Origin of the sequence: Streptomyces brasiliensis (assembly GCF_014647875.1) — a bacterium.
Classification (GTDB): domain Bacteria; phylum Actinomycetota; class Actinomycetes; order Streptomycetales; family Streptomycetaceae; genus Streptomyces; species Streptomyces brasiliensis.
In genome coordinates, this window is the sequence record NZ_BMQA01000001.1 from 121,387 (window position 1) to 134,969 (window position 13,583).

14 protein-coding genes and 1 pseudogene are annotated in these 13,583 nt (G+C 72.1%); 11 read left to right on the top strand and 4 right to left on the bottom strand.

Annotated features, from left to right (window positions below):
- Positions 1-75: 75 nt before the first annotated feature.
- From IEZ19_RS00525 to IEZ19_RS00545, 6 genes and pseudogenes are all read left to right on the top strand, one after another.
- A complete protein-coding gene (locus IEZ19_RS00525; protein ID WP_189308935.1) occupies positions 76-1,023 on the top strand; it encodes a MurR/RpiR family transcriptional regulator in 948 nt (315 codons plus the stop codon).
- A 73-nt stretch (positions 1,024-1,096) separates the two neighbouring features.
- Entirely contained in the window at positions 1,097-2,038 is a 942-nt protein-coding gene (murQ, locus tag IEZ19_RS00530) for an N-acetylmuramic acid 6-phosphate etherase (protein WP_189308936.1), read from the top strand.
- Between the two features lie 34 nt (positions 2,039-2,072).
- Positions 2,073-2,234 (top strand): annotated as a pseudogene (locus IEZ19_RS53345) (MFS transporter); the annotation flags it as partial.
- Positions 2,235-2,355: 121 nt separating this feature from the next.
- A complete protein-coding gene (locus tag IEZ19_RS50260; protein ID WP_229839835.1) occupies positions 2,356-2,481 on the top strand; it encodes an MFS transporter in 126 nt (41 codons plus the stop codon).
- Positions 2,482-2,825: 344 nt separating this feature from the next.
- Complete coding sequence (wrbA, locus tag IEZ19_RS00540; RefSeq protein ID WP_189308938.1) at positions 2,826-3,428, top strand: NAD(P)H:quinone oxidoreductase; 603 nt, start codon at positions 2,826-2,828, stop codon at positions 3,426-3,428.
- Between the two features lie 61 nt (positions 3,429-3,489).
- Entirely contained in the window at positions 3,490-4,449 is a 960-nt protein-coding gene (locus tag IEZ19_RS00545) for a DUF5996 family protein (protein WP_189308939.1), read from the top strand.
- A 422-nt stretch (positions 4,450-4,871) separates the two neighbouring features.
- On the opposite strand, the gene IEZ19_RS00550 is transcribed toward IEZ19_RS00545, so the two are convergent.
- On the bottom strand, positions 4,872-5,576 hold the full coding sequence (locus tag IEZ19_RS00550) for a CBS domain-containing protein (RefSeq protein ID WP_189308940.1): 705 nt from the start codon (positions 5,574-5,576) through the stop codon (positions 4,872-4,874).
- A gap of 400 nt (positions 5,577-5,976) precedes the next feature.
- Between IEZ19_RS00550 and IEZ19_RS00555 the strand changes: the two genes are divergently transcribed.
- On the top strand, positions 5,977-7,107 hold the full coding sequence (locus IEZ19_RS00555) for a site-2 protease family protein (protein ID WP_189308941.1): 1,131 nt from the start codon (positions 5,977-5,979) through the stop codon (positions 7,105-7,107).
- A 339-nt stretch (positions 7,108-7,446) separates the two neighbouring features.
- On the opposite strand, the gene IEZ19_RS00560 is transcribed toward IEZ19_RS00555, so the two are convergent.
- A complete protein-coding gene (locus tag IEZ19_RS00560; protein ID WP_189308942.1) occupies positions 7,447-8,079 on the bottom strand; it encodes a CBS domain-containing protein in 633 nt (210 codons plus the stop codon).
- A 98-nt stretch (positions 8,080-8,177) separates the two neighbouring features.
- Entirely contained in the window at positions 8,178-8,600 is a 423-nt protein-coding gene (locus IEZ19_RS00565) for an Hsp20/alpha crystallin family protein (protein WP_189308943.1), read from the bottom strand.
- A 172-nt stretch (positions 8,601-8,772) separates the two neighbouring features.
- Here IEZ19_RS00565 and IEZ19_RS00570 point away from each other — a divergent pair, with 172 nt between their 5' ends.
- The 3 genes from IEZ19_RS00570 (at position 8,773) to IEZ19_RS00580 (ending at position 11,447) form a co-directional block, all read left to right on the top strand.
- A complete protein-coding gene (locus IEZ19_RS00570; RefSeq protein WP_189308944.1) occupies positions 8,773-10,107 on the top strand; it encodes a nicotinate phosphoribosyltransferase in 1,335 nt (444 codons plus the stop codon).
- 123 nt (positions 10,108-10,230) lie between these two features.
- On the top strand, positions 10,231-10,524 hold the full coding sequence (locus IEZ19_RS00575) for a DUF1918 domain-containing protein (RefSeq protein WP_189308945.1): 294 nt from the start codon (positions 10,231-10,233) through the stop codon (positions 10,522-10,524).
- Between the two features lie 41 nt (positions 10,525-10,565).
- Positions 10,566-11,447 (top strand): universal stress protein, encoded by an 882-nt coding sequence (locus IEZ19_RS00580; protein ID WP_189308946.1) that lies wholly within the window; start codon positions 10,566-10,568, stop codon positions 11,445-11,447.
- A gap of 24 nt (positions 11,448-11,471) precedes the next feature.
- Here IEZ19_RS00580 and IEZ19_RS00585 read toward each other — a convergent pair whose 3' ends face one another.
- Positions 11,472-12,326, bottom strand: a complete 855-nt coding sequence (locus tag IEZ19_RS00585; protein WP_189309466.1) for a universal stress protein — start codon at positions 12,324-12,326, stop codon at positions 11,472-11,474.
- Between the two features lie 273 nt (positions 12,327-12,599).
- Here IEZ19_RS00585 and IEZ19_RS00590 point away from each other — a divergent pair, with 273 nt between their 5' ends.
- Positions 12,600-13,583 (top strand): Acg family FMN-binding oxidoreductase, encoded by a 984-nt coding sequence (locus IEZ19_RS00590; RefSeq protein ID WP_189308947.1) that lies wholly within the window; start codon positions 12,600-12,602, stop codon positions 13,581-13,583.

The following is a 13,583-nucleotide window of genomic DNA, read 5'->3' on the forward strand; positions in this document are numbered from 1 at the left end:
ATTCACTTCGTAACTTTTTGACGTCCTGCCGACGCGTGATTAACGTGTCGCCCAGCCACTCTGAAGGGAACGGCCATGGCCCGCCAGGAACCACCCCGCACACCGGCCCGGTCGGCGGACGACGCCTCCCCCGCCGCGACCCTGGCACGCATCCGCGCGGCACTGCCGTCACTGCCGCCCTCGGAGCGGCGGGTGGCCGACGCCGTCCTGGCCGATCCCGCGCAGGCGGCGGAGCTGTCCATCAGTGCGCTCGCCGGGCGGGCCGACACCTCGGTGGCCACCGTGATGCGGTTCTGCCGGACGGTGGGGGTCCCCAACTATCCGCAGCTGCGCCTCGCCCTGGCCGCCGCCGCGGCTCGCGAGAACGCGCTGGGCGGTGAGCGCCCGGCACCGACCACCGACATCAGCGCCACCGACACCCTGGGCGAGATAGTCGGCAAGATCATCTACAACGAGGTGCGCGCACTGGAGGACTCCGGGTCCGAGCTGGACATCGAGGTGCTGGGCCGCGCGGTCGACGCCGTGGCGGGGGCCCGCCGGATCGACATCTTCGGCGTCGGCGCCAGCGCGTTCGTCGGCCAGGACCTGCACCAGAAGCTGCACCGCATCGGCCATATGGCCTTCGTCTGGACCGACCGGCACGCCGCACTCACGGCCACCGCCCTGCTCGGTCCCGGCGATGTCGCCCTGGCCATCTCGCACTCCGGCGAGACCGAGGACACCGTCGAGCCCCTCCAGGCCGCCGCCGAGCGCGGCGCCACCACCATCGCCCTCACCAACGTGCCGCGCTCCACCCTCGCGGAGAGCGCGGACCTCGTGCTGACGACCTGCGCCCGGGAGACGCCCTTCCGCTCCGGCGCGACCGTCAGCCGCATCGCCCAACTCGCGCTCATCGACTGCCTGTTCGTCGGTGTCGCCCAGCGTTCCTTCGACGCCACGACGGCGGCCCTGGAGAAGACGTACGGCGCCGTCCAGCGCCGCAGGCGCCCGCAGTCCCAGCGCCGGCTGCCGGCCGACAACTGAGCGCCGCCCCAGTTCCCCGTACCCCACTCCCGAGCACCGCCCCTGAGCACCACCCCGAAAGGACGACCGCGCCGTGGACCTCACCGCACCTGGCACACTCGGCACCTCCGCCGCTCTCGGCACTCTCGGCACTCTCGGCACCGAGACTCCCAACGAGCGGACCGCCGAACTGGACCGCATGCCGGTCTCCGAACTGCTCTCGGTCATGAACGCCGAGGACCAGACCGTGGCCCTCGCCGTACGCGACGCCCTCCCCGAGATCGGGACCGCCGTCGAGGCGATCACCGAGTCACTGCGGCGCGGCGGACGCCTGATCTACCTCGGCGCCGGCACCAGCGGCCGTATCGGCCTGCTCGACGCGGTCGAGTGCCCACCGACCTTCGGCACTTCCCCCGAGCAGGTCGTGGGCCTGCTCTCCGGCGGTCCGGGCGCCTTCGTCGTGGCGGTCGAAGGGGCCGAGGACGAGCCCGAGCGGGCGGTCGCCGACCTCGACGAGATCGGTGTGAACGACAAGGACACGGTCGTCGGACTCGCCGCCAGCGGCCGCACGCCGTACGTCGTCGGCGGCCTGCGGCACGCCGCCGCCCGGGGTGCCGTGACGGTGTCGGTCGCCTGCAACCGCGACGCGGTCGTCAGCCGCTACGCCGACATCCCGATCGAGGTCCCCACCGGTCCCGAGGTCCTCACCGGGTCGACCCGGCTCAAGGGCGGCACCGCCGAGAAGATGGTCTGCAACATGCTGTCGACGGCCTCGATGGTGCGGGTGGGCAAGGTCTACGGCAACCTGATGGTCGACGTCCGGGCGAGCAACGACAAGCTCGTCGACCGCGCCCGCCGCATGGTCGTCCAGGCCACGGGAGCCGATCCGGACACCGCCGCCGAGGCCCTCCGCGCGGCCGCCGGCCACGCCAAGACCGCCATCGTCATGCTCCTGGCCCACTGCACGGCCGAGGAGGCCCGCCAACGCCTCGAGAAGGCCGACGGTGACACGCGGACGGCTGTCGGGCGGGACTGACGCGCCGACCGCCAGCCGTGTCCGGGGCGGCCGGGTGGTCCTGCTGCTCGTAGGGGCGGCCTGGCTGATGATGCTGTCCACCGCGAACTCGGCGATGCAGCTCAGCCTCCCCGCCTGGGTGCGGGCGCGTGCGCCGGCCGTCTACGTGCTGTTCTTCATGGGCGGGCAGGCGCTGGGTTCCGTGGTCTGGGCACTCGTCGCCGGGGCCGGGCGCGCAGACCGCTCTGCTGGTCGGGGCGGCGCTGCTCGCGCTCTGCGCGGTCACGGTGCGGTGGTGGCCGCTGCATCCCGCCACGGGGCGGCTGGACCGTACGCCGGTGAGCTACTGGCCCGTGCCCGCGCCGGCGTCCGAACCGCTGCCCGAGGACGGGCCGGTGGAGGTCATGACGACCTACCGGGTGCCGAAGGAGAACGTGGCGCGGTCCCTCGCCGCCATGGAGTGAGTCGGCCGCTCACGGCGCCGTACCGGAGCGATGCGCTGGGATCTGTACTGCGACAGCGAGGACACGGACACCTGTGTGGAGCAGTTCCTGGTGCCCCCTGGGAGGAGCACTGCGCCAGCACTCCGACCGGCTGACCGGCGCCGACCGCGGATACGAACAGGCGGCTGAGGAACCGGCCGAGGGCACGCCGAAGGTGCAGCACCAGTTTCCGCCCGGGAGCGGTGGCTGACATCGGTCACGGCCGGATTCGGGCTGGGACGCCGTCAGGGACGGGATACACAAGGCGAAAGACCAGCAAATCGGGCGTAACGTACCCATGACCCGTGGAGAACAGGAGCTAGCCCATGGCTGTACGCCTCGCCGTCGTCTACTACAGCGCCACCGGGAACGTCCATCAGCTGGCCGAAGCGCTCGCCAAGGGTGCGGAAGGGCGAGACGCCGAGGTCCGTCTGCTGCGTGCAGCGGAACTGGCGCCGGACACGACGATCGACTCCAACCCGGCCTGGCGCGCCCACGTCGACGCCACGAAGAACTCGGTCCGCGAGGCGACCCTGGACGACCTGGAATGGGCGACGGCCTACGCGTTCGGCACCCCGACCCGGTACGGCAACGTGTCGGCCCAGCCCAAGCAGTTCATCGACTCCACCGGGGGCCTGTGGCAGGCGGGCGTGTTCCACGACAAGCCCGTCACCAGCTTCACCTCGGCGATGAACCGGCACGGCGGTCAGGAGTCGACGTTGCTGTCGCTCAACAACGTCTTCTACCACTGGGGTTGCATCATCGTTCCGACTGGCTACACCGACCCGCTCCTGTTCGCGGCCGGTGGCAACCCCTACGGGACGAGCTGGCCGAGCGGTGGCGGCGAGGGTCCCGACCAGGCGGCCCAGGACGCGGCCAACTACCAGGGGCGCCACCTGGTGGAGATCGCGGAGCGGCTGCGCGGCTGACTTCGACGGACGGCAAGCGCTGCGGAAGCGGCAAGGCCGAGTACCGGAACGGTAGTTGATAATGGAGCTCTTTCCGGCCGTACCTTACGCGTCATGGAATCCGACCAAGGAGACGATCCACCGGTTCGCCCAGATCGTGGGGAAGGTGCGGCTGGCCTTCTCGCAGCGCCGCAACCACTGGTGGAACGTGCCCTATCATCTCACCGGGCGCGGGATCACGACGCGTCCCATGGGGCTCACGGACAGCGGTGAATTCTTCTGCGTGGACTTCGACTTCGTCGACCACTCGCTCAGGATCACGCATTCCAGCGGCGCTTCCCTGAGTTTCCCACTGCAGGGTCTGAGCGTCGGCGCGTTCTACCGGCGTCTCGCGGGGGCGCTCGATCAACTGGGCGTGCCCTGCGACCTCCCGCGCCCCTTCCCCTATGACCTCCCGGACGCCGAGCGGCCGTTCGCCGACGACACCGAGCACATCACGTACGACACCGAGCACGCGCACACCTACTGGATCGTCCTTTCACAGGTCAATCTGGTCCTCGAGCAGTACGCGGCCCAATGGTCGGGGAAAACAAGCCCCGTTCATCACTTCTGGCACACCTTCGACATCGCGGTCACCCGCTTCTCGGACAAGAAGACGATCCTGCCCGCGTCGGTCGACGAGGTCACCCGGGAGGCCTACTCGCGGGAAGTGGTCAGCGCCGGCTTCTGGTTCGGCGACCCCACCTTCCCCGAGCCCGCGTTCTACTCCTACACAGCGCCCGAGCCGAAGGGGCTGGAGCACGAGAAGATCAGCCCGCCCCAGGCGTCCTGGGTTCCCCTGCGGGGCAGTCATCTGGCCGTGCTGCGCTACGACGACGTCCGTACCGACCCGAAGCCGCGGGAGACCGTGCTGGAATTCTTCGAGAGTGCCTTCCGCGCCGGCGCACAGCACGCCGGCTGGGACATCGACGCGAAGGCGTGTCCGGGAGGCGTCACGTTCGACTCGCCCTCGCGCTCGGCATCCAACGACCTTCGACCGTGAAAGTGGGCAGGCAGGCCAGGAACGGACCTGTGGCGGTCCTGCGAGCAACGGGCGGACAGGGCGGCGCCAGCGAGGTGGTATTCACGTTCATGAATATCATTCAGATGGATGCACATGGATGTGGTCGCCGGTGTACAACTTCGTCAACTTTCCAGTGACGAGGTCGAGTTGGAGGGACGGATGTCTACGAGCGTTCCCCGACGTGCCGTGCTGGCCACGGCGGCCGGTACCGCTGCTCTCACCGCATTACCTGTGCCGTCCGCGCGCGCCGCCGACCCGTGTCCGCATCTGATCCGCCGAGGAGGAGACCATCGACGCCGGCCCGCACCGCGTGAGCGACGTGACGCCGCACACCGTCGTCGCGGTGGGCCGCGACGCCCTGTCGCCGGCGGGTGACGGACGGGAGATCGGGTTCGGCTCCGTCACGTCGTACGGGCGCGTTCGTCGTCCTGGCGGCAGAGGCCGGGGGCCGTGCCGCGGCCCAGCGGTCCCAGGAGCGCGCAGTCCACGTCCACCACACCCTCGACGGCCCTGATCAGCCGGACGGCGACGGGTACGAGCGAGGTGTCGCGGATCCGGCCGGTGAGCGTCACGACTCCGTCGGACACCTCGACCAGGATCGGCTCGACGGGGGCTGCGAAGAGGTGCGGGACGACCTCGCGGCGTATCTCCTCGGCGATGTCCCCGTCGTCCCGCAGGAACACCTTGAGCAGGTCGGAACGGCTGACGATGCCCACGAGCGCGCCGTCGCGGCCGACCACGGGCAGCCGCTTCACCCGCGCCCGGGCCATGGCACGCGCGGCCCGGGCGAGCGGGGTGCCGGCGTGCACGGTCACGGGCGGCGCGGTCATCAGGTCCCCGGCGGTCGCCGCGGCGGCCTTGGCCACGTCGGTCGAACCGCGCCGCGGGGTGGCCCGGTCCGGGGCGCCGTCGTGGACCTCCTCCTTGTGCAGCAGGTCCGCCTCGGAGACCACACCGACGACCCGGCCGGCCTCGTCCAGCACCGGGAGCGCGCTGACGTGCCACTTCCGCATGGTCCGGACGATGTCCTTGAACGCCGCACCGGTGTGCAGGGCGACGACGGTCCGTGTCATGACGTCGTTCACGACGTGCGGTGCGCCGTTCATGGCGACCTCCCTGGTGCCGAGGTGCCGGCGTCCGTCAGTCACCAGGCTCGGTCGGCCCTCCGTAGCCGGTCATGGGCCGAGTGGCCCAGACCCTGGTTCCAAGTGGCCCAGACCCTGGTTCCAAGGGGGTCCGGTCCGGGCGGCCGGGGAGGGGACCGCCACGGAAGGCACATGGCGCTCCGCCCGGTCACGGTCAGCCGGACTCGGCGGGAAGCGGCTGCTCCGTCCACGTGTCCCGGCGGGCCTCGCGTCCGTGGGGAAGAGCCGTCCTGCCCCTCCCCCAGGGACGCGTTCGCGCCGGACAATGGAAGGAGCCCCGGGGCACTCCGCGGTGCGCGGATCACCCCCGGCCCGCTGATCGGCTCGCGGACTTCGAGCCGGAGGGCGAGGCGAGAGGTTCATGAAGGAGACGCTGTCCCTCGGCCGGATCGCCGGCGTACGTGTCGGCCTGCACTGGAGCGTGCTCGTCATCGTCGTCCTGGTGACGCTCGCCCTGGCGCGCGGGCGCTTCCCCGAGGCGCACCCCGGGCACTCCCCCACGGTCTACTGGGCGCTCGCCCTGCTCACCGCCGTCGCCTTCCTCGCCTCGCTGCTGGCCCACGAGCTGGCGCACGCGGTGGTCGCGCGGCGCAACGGCGTCGAGGTCGAGGGCATCACGCTGTGGATGCTCGGCGGAGCCGCCCGGCTGCGCGGTGAGGCGCCCACACCGGGCACGGAGCTGCGCATCGCGGGGGTGGGTCCGCTCATGAGTGTGGTGGTCGGCGGTCTGATGGCGGGGCTCGCGGTGTGGCTGGACGCCCTGCACGTGTCGGGGCTGTGGGTCGAGGCGGTCGCCTGGCTCGCCGCGATCAACATCGTGCTGGCCGTCTTCAACGCCCTGCCGGCCGCCCCGCTGGACGGCGGCCGGCTGCTGCGGGCCTTCCTGTGGCACCGCAGCGGCGACCGTCTGCGGGCCACCCAGGGCGCCTCGGCCGCAGGCAAGGCGCTGGGCTGGTTCATGGTGGTGACCGGTTTCGGCGCCGTCCTGTTCGCCGGGAACCTGTCCGGACTGTGGTCCGCGCTGATCGGCTGGTTCCTGATCGCGGCGGCGACCGCGGAGGCCCGTCAGGCCGAGGTCCAGGGCGTGCTGAAGGGCGTGCCGGTCAGCCGGGTCATGACCCCCGCCCCGGTCACCGTCCCGTCCTGGACGACCGTGTCCGAGTTCCTCGGCGAGGGTCCGTTCGGCCCGTACCGTCACTCGGCCTTCCCCGTGGTGCTGCCCGACGGCGCGGTCGCGGGGCTGATCACCATGGGGATCGTCAACCGGACACCGCAGCAGGGCCGCTCGCGCACGACGGTCGGTGATGTGATGCGGCCGCTCACGGATGTCGTGACGGTGGCTCCTGGCGACCCGGTCGTGGATCTTCTGCCCCGCTTGCAGGAGAGCGACGTCCACCGGGCCCTGGTGCTGGACGAGGACCGTCTCGTCGGTATCGTCAGCCTCGCCGACATCACCCGTGCCCTGTCGTGGCCGACGGTTTCGTCCCGGTGACGGGCGGTCCGCCGGGAGAACGCCGAGCCGCCTGCTCGACGGGCCGGCACGGCTCGCCGGTACCTGGCTGGTCCGCGGGGTACTGCTGGGGGGCGAGTGAGGGCAGGCCGGGGCGGCACCGGGCGCCCGGGCCCGGGCGCCGACGTGGAGTGGACCGTGCTGATGGGCGTACGGGCACCCCGCGACAGTGTCCTGGACGGACTGCACACGCTCATGGGCGGAAGGTACGCCGCCGAACACCGCTCTCGTCCGCGCCGAACGCGCTCAGCGCCGGCGCAGGCCATGGGTCACGCGAGTCTGCCGAGCCGGGCGTACGGCGGGATCTGCCTCGTCTCCGGGTCAGCCCGCGGTCGTCGTGTGCGGAGCGCGAGGCGCCGTCTCGTCCTGGCCGGCCTCCAGGCGGTCGACCACGTCCACCACGCCGTCGACGTCCTCGCACAGCCGTACCAGGACCGGGACCAGGTTCCGCCGTCCGATGCTGCCGCTCAGCGTGACCCGCCCCTCCGTGACCTCGACGGTGAGGGCCGAGGGCGGTAGTCCGAGGGTGCGGACGACGACGTCCTCGATGATCTCCTCCTGGATCGCGTGGTCCCTGCGGACGAAGAGGTGCACCAGGTCGCTCCGGCTGAGCACGCCGATCAGCCGGCCGGCACCGTCCACGACCGGCAGGCGCCTGATGCCGTGCCGCTCCATGGTCCGTGCGGCCCGGACCGCGTTCCAGTCCCGCTCCGCGACCACGGCTGGGCTCGTCATGAGGTCAGCGGCGGTGCCCCCGGAGCCGCCGCCGTACATCTGGCGGCGCAGCAGGTCGGTTCCGGACACGACTCCCAAGGGGCGGTCGTCGCCGTCGACCACCGGGACTGCCGTGATGTCGTACTCGTCGAGGAGGCGCGCGATGTCCTCGGACGTCGTGTGCGTCCGCACGGTGACTGCGGCGGGCGTCATCAGATCGCCCACACTGCGATGCCTCATGGTTCGGTGCCCCTTCCTGGCGGCGGGCGCACCCGGTGCGAGCGCCGCGGCGGGCAGGTGGTCCCCGGCGGGCCCGGACCGGCCCGCCGGAATCGGGATCAGACGGTGTGCTGGATCTCGATGTGCTTGGGTTCCGTCTTGTCGCGGCCCATGCCCACGCTGACGGTGAGCATGCCGTCGCTGTAGTCGGCCGTGATGTCGTTCTCGTCGGCCCCGGGCGGCAGCGTCGTGCTGCGGCTCATGGAGCCGTACCGGATCTCGCTGCGGCTCTTCTGCGTGTCCGTCTCGGCGCGCTCGGCGTTGATCGTCAGCATGCCGTCGCCGACGACGACGTCGATGTCCTGCGGGGACATGCCGGGCAGCTCCGCCCGTACGACATAGCGGTCGTCCTGCATGTAGTCCTCGATGCGGATCGTGTACAGGTCGCCCATGGTGGGCATCGCGAACCGCGCGGGGAAGGTCTCGAACCACTCGGGTATCTCCGGGAAGGAGAATCTCTGCCTGCGTGTCAGTGTTGCCATCGCCGTACCTCCTCGGCCGTGGTTGCGGCTGCTGACGCCTCCGGTCCACCGCGACGCCGCACGGCGCGCCGAGGCCGATCAGCCCACACCCAGGTCCTCAAAGTCCCTTTTACCCGCTATATCCGGAGTCAGACTGGTGGCAACGGGTCCGTCTCACTCATCGGCGACCACCATGTCCGACGTCACGACCACCGATCTGTACGAGGTCACGATGGCCCTGTCCTACCTGCGGGAGGACATGCGGGCGCCCGCGACCTTCAGCCTCTTCGTGCGCGACCTGCCGCCCGGCCGGGGCTTCCTGGTCGCCGCCGGGCTGGAACCCGCGCTGGACTTCCTGGCGGACTTCCGCGTCGGACCGCGGGACGTCCAGGACTTCGCGGACGCGCTCCACCGCCCGGCACGGGACCTCGAGCCACTCCTCGGAATGACCTTCGGAGGCGAGGTCCGGGCCGTACCGGAAGGTCACGTGGTGTTCGGCGGCGAACCGCTGCTGGAGGTGACCGCTCCGCTGCCGCAGGCGCAGCTCGTCGAGACGTACCTCCTCAATCAGCTGTGCCACCAGACGGCGGTCGCCTCCAAGGCGGCCCGCTGCGTCCTGGCCGCGGAGGGAAGGCCGTTGGTGGACTTCTCGCTGCGCCGCACCCACGGTCCCTGGGCCGGCCTGCAGGCCGCGCGGCTCGGCGCCCTGGTGGGGTTCTCGGCCACCAGCAACGTGGCCGCGGCCACCGCGCTGGGCATTCCGGCGGCCGGGACCATGGCCCACTCGTACGTGGAGGCGTTCGCCGACGAGGAGGCGGCCTTCCGCGCCTTCGCGCGCGCCCACCCCGGCCCGGTGACCTTCCTCGTCGACACGTACGACACCGACGCGGGCGTGCGGACCGCCGCACGGGTCCTGGCGGAGCTGCACCGCGGTCCCGGCTGTGCCGTCCGCCTGGACAGCGGCGATCTAGGGGCGGAGGCGCGGCGGGTGCGGGCCACGCTCGACGCCGCCGGGCTGATCGACGTACGGATCGTGGCGAGCGGCGGGCTCGACGAGTACGCGGTCGCCGAACTCGTGGGGAGCGGCGCGCCGATCGACACGTACGCCGTGGGCACACGCGTCGGCGTAGCGGCGGACGCACCGTATCTGGACGCCGCGTACAAGCTCGTCGAGTACGGCGGCCGCCCGGTGATGAAGCTGTCGTCCACGAAGGCCACGGCCCCGGGCCGCAAGCAGGTCTTCCGCCGGCCCGGATGCTCGGACGTGATCGGCCTGTGGGAGGAGGCTGCGCCGGACCCCGCCCGGCCCTTGCTGCGCACGGTCATGCGGGACGGCCTGCGCACGGGCGAACCGGACCGCCGGGAGGCCGCGGCGGCCCGGTTCGCCCGTGACCTCGGGGACCTCCCCGCCCCGGCCCGCAGAATCCGTGATCCTGAGCCCCCGCGGCCCGTGCGCTCGGCGGCATTGGAGGAGCTGACGCGCAGGGTGCGGGCGGAGATCGAGGACCGCCTGCGCGTGCTCCCGTGATGCGAGGACCGGGCGGGGTCGCGCCGGGGGACCATCGGCCCCGATGCGAACGCGCCCAATCGGTTTTTTTATGAAAACGATGGAAATAGGCCTTTGTGTTGCCGCGTCGAGGAGGCGAGGACGATGGCCTCATCCGCACCGGCACGGAAGAGTGACCGGACCGCCGGGCGGCCCCGGGTGGAGGCGACGGGCACCGGGACGCGCGCCCGGGTCGGCGGCGAGATCGTCGTGCACGCCACCACGAGCGGAGCCGTCACCCGGGACGGCGAGGTCGTCGAGGTGCACCACCGGAACGGCAGCCCGCCCTACGACGTGCGCAGGGCGGACGACGAAAGGGTGACGCTCTGCTTCCCCGGACCCGACGCCGATGTCCGCTGCTCGACGCACACTCCAAATCCCGGCACGGCACCGTCCTGACGGTCCGTCGACGCACCGGACACCATGCGAGGGAGGCGACCATGTCCGCACCGAAGGAGCGCCGATGGATCGTGGTGGGTGTCGATCCCGATCCCGCCGAGCGGACGGCACTGGCCTGGGCGGCCGACGAGGCCGCGCGGCGCCGGCTGCCCCTGCGTCTCGTCCATGCCGAGGGAACTCCGACCGGCGGTTACCGGACCGGTGAGGTCCGGCCCTCGTGGGAGAAGTGGAACGCGGCGCTGCACCAGGCCGGGGAGAAGGTCCTCACGGACGCCTTGGCCTTCGTAGGGACCCGGCATCCGCAGGTGGAGACCGACACACTGCTCGCCGAGGGCAGCCCCGTGTGGGTCCTGCGGGAGCAGAGCCGGGACGCCGCGGCGGTCGTGCTGGGGTCACGGCATCTGAGCCGGGCCAAGGAGGTGTTCGGCGGGGCCTCGGTGGCCCTGCCGGTCGTGGCACACGCCCGCTGCCCGGTCGTCGTCGTGCCGGAACCCGAGCACGTCACGCAGGAGTCCGCGTACCTCGTCGTCGGCGTGGACGGCAGCGAGCGGTCCACCGCCGCCGTCGACTTCGCCTTCGAGGCGGCCGCGCTGCGCGGTGCGGAACTCCACGCGCTGTACGTGTGGCAGGCCGGACCGCTCGGTGTCTACGACGAGCACGCGTCGCAGCAGGAGGGACGGCGGGTGCTCTCCGAGACGGTGGCCGGACACGGAGCGCGCTACCCGGAGGTGAAGCTGCACCACGATCTGGTCGTCGGCCATCCGGTACGGGTGCTCACCGAGGCCTCCGCCCACGCGCTGGGGCTGGTCGTCGGGACCCGCGGGCACGGCGGCTTCACCGGCATGCTGCTGGGTTCGGTCAGCCAGGGCGTACTGCACCACGCCCGCTGCCCCGTCGTCGTCGTACCAAAGCCGGGCGACTGAGCCGCACGCCAACCGCCCCCGCTCTCAGGGGAGTTCGGGTACGACGGCCACCGGGCATTCGGCGTGGTGCAGCACCGCGTGTGCCACCCGGCCCAGTTGGAGCCCGCCGCGGCTGTGGGAGCGCCGTACGCCCAGGACCAGGAGGTCCGCGGTGGCCGATCGCTGCAGCAGGACCTGGCGGGTCAGGCCCTCGACGACGGACCGGTGCACCCTGACGTCCGGGTACTCGGTGACGGGGCCCCGGAGCAGCGCGTCGATCAGCAGGGACGCCCGCTCCTGGTGGCCGTGTGCCGGGTCGCCGGCGATGAGGGGATGTTCGGCGGTCACGTGGGCGGGGCGCCGCCAGGCGCGCACGATCTCCAGGCCGCACCCGCGTGCCGCGGCCTCGCGGAAGGCGAACCACGTGGCCGCGCCGCTCGTGCCGGGGTCGCCGGCGCCGAGTACAACGGGCCGGCGCGCTCCGTCCGGTTCCGCGCCGTCGCCCTCGGTGCGCTCGCCGCGGACCACGACGACCGGTCCGGACGCGCGTCCTGCCACGGCCAGGCTCACCGAGCCCAGGAGCATGCCCTTGAGCCCGCCGCGGCCCCGGGAGCCCGTCACCACGATGGTGGCGTTCCGGCCCTCGTGCAGCAGCGCGTCCACCGGGTCCGCGGGGAGGACCTCGGTGTCGACCTTCACGTCCGGATTGCGGCGCCGAACCCGTTCCGCGGCGGCGTCGACGATGTCGTCCGCCGTCGGTCGTCCCTCGTAGTGCTCCCAGAGGGAAGCGTTCACGAGCCGCAGTGGCAGCCCGTGCCGTGCGGCCTCGTCGATGGCCCAGTCGACCGCGTGGAGGCTGAAGCGCGAGCCGTCGACGCCCACGACCAGGGGAAGCCGCATCACGACCACCGCCTTCCGCCCGCTGCGGATGAAAACACTGCGTTCCGGTTTCACCCTCACACGGGTCACGGGCACGAACCGATGGGCGCTTCGGCCTCTTGTGTCCGAATCCGGCCCATGCTCCCGTTCCCCCGCCCGGCGTTCGCCGATACGCGGGGCACCTGCGCGAACGACGGGCCACTCGGCCCCCGAAAGGGCCGGACGTCCCCCTGCCGTGTCGCCGCGAGACCCGCAGACTGGAAGTGGGTGATCCGGCTCCGAAGGGAGGTCCCGGTGAGCACGCCGGCCCTGGATGTGTCCGCCGTCACCGCGTTCGTCGCGGACGCCACGGCGGCACCGTCGCTGCACAACGCCCAGCCCTGGAAGTTCCGCTTCGTGCGCGACACCGGGATTCTGCGGCTGTACGCCGATCCCGAGCGCACCCTGCCGAGGACCGACCCCGACGACCGCGAACTGCACCTGGGCTGCGGTGCCGCGCTGTTCAATCTGCGGGTCGCCGCGACGGCGGCGGGGCGTGAGCCCGTGACCCGGCTGCTGCCGGACCCCGCCGAGGCGGAGCTGCTGGCCGAGGTCGACCTCACCCGCACCGCGCACCCCGACGAGGCCCTCGCCGCGCTCCAGCCGGCGATCCGGTGCCGCCGCACCAGCCGCAACCCCTTCCGCGAGGACGACATCCCGGAGCCCGTGCGGGACCGGCTCTGCGAGGCGGCCCGTCTGGAGGGAGCGGGGCTGGTCTTCCCCGGGCCCTGGCACGTGGGCTCGGTCCTGGAGCTGGTGCGGGACGCCGAGGGCCGGGAGAGCACGGATGTCGCGATGCGCGACGAGACGGCGCGCTGGGCCCGTACGGACCCCGCGGCGGAAGCGAACGACGGCATCCCGGTCGAGGCGTTCGGCCCCGCCCGGCACGGTGCCGCCGCTCCGGTGCGGGACTTCTCCCTCCACCGCCCGATGCCCGGCCGTACCTGGGCGCGCTTCGAGAAGCGTCCGCAGATCGCCCTGCTGGGCACGGCCCACGACCGGCCTGCGGACTGGCTGCGCGCGGGACAGGCGCTCGAGCGGGTGCTGCTGCGGGCCACCGTGGACGGCCTCGTCGCCTCCGTGACCTCGCAGCCCCTCGAATGGCCCGAACTGCGCTGGGCCCTTCGCGACCCCGTCTCGGACATGGGCTGCGTACAGATGGTGATCCGTCTCGGCTACGGCCCCCAGGGGCACCCCACGCCGCGTCGCCCCGTGACCGACCTGCTGGAGATCGTCTGA

Excerpts from the sequence above, each read along its gene's own strand:
- IEZ19_RS00525 (WP_189308935.1), top strand. The coding sequence starts at position 76 with ATGGCCCGCCAGGAACCACCCCGCACACCGGCCCGGTCGGCGGACGAC.
- IEZ19_RS00555 (WP_189308941.1), top strand. The coding sequence starts at position 5,977 with ATGAAGGAGACGCTGTCCCTCGGCCGGATCGCCGGCGTACGTGTCGGC.
- IEZ19_RS00545 (WP_189308939.1), top strand. The coding sequence starts at position 3,490 with ATGGAGCTCTTTCCGGCCGTACCTTACGCGTCATGGAATCCGACCAAG.
- IEZ19_RS00565 (WP_189308943.1), bottom strand. The coding sequence starts at position 8,600 with ATGGCAACACTGACACGCAGGCAGAGATTCTCCTTCCCGGAGATACCC.
- IEZ19_RS00570 (WP_189308944.1), top strand. The coding sequence starts at position 8,773 with ATGTCCGACGTCACGACCACCGATCTGTACGAGGTCACGATGGCCCTG.
- IEZ19_RS00575 (WP_189308945.1), top strand. The coding sequence starts at position 10,231 with ATGGCCTCATCCGCACCGGCACGGAAGAGTGACCGGACCGCCGGGCGG.
- IEZ19_RS00580 (WP_189308946.1), top strand. The coding sequence starts at position 10,566 with ATGTCCGCACCGAAGGAGCGCCGATGGATCGTGGTGGGTGTCGATCCC.
- wrbA (WP_189308938.1), top strand. The coding sequence starts at position 2,826 with ATGGCTGTACGCCTCGCCGTCGTCTACTACAGCGCCACCGGGAACGTC.
- IEZ19_RS00560 (WP_189308942.1), bottom strand. The coding sequence starts at position 8,079 with ATGAGGCATCGCAGTGTGGGCGATCTGATGACGCCCGCCGCAGTCACC.
- IEZ19_RS00550 (WP_189308940.1), bottom strand. The coding sequence starts at position 5,576 with ATGAACGGCGCACCGCACGTCGTGAACGACGTCATGACACGGACCGTC.
- IEZ19_RS00585 (WP_189309466.1), bottom strand. The coding sequence starts at position 12,326 with ATGCGGCTTCCCCTGGTCGTGGGCGTCGACGGCTCGCGCTTCAGCCTC.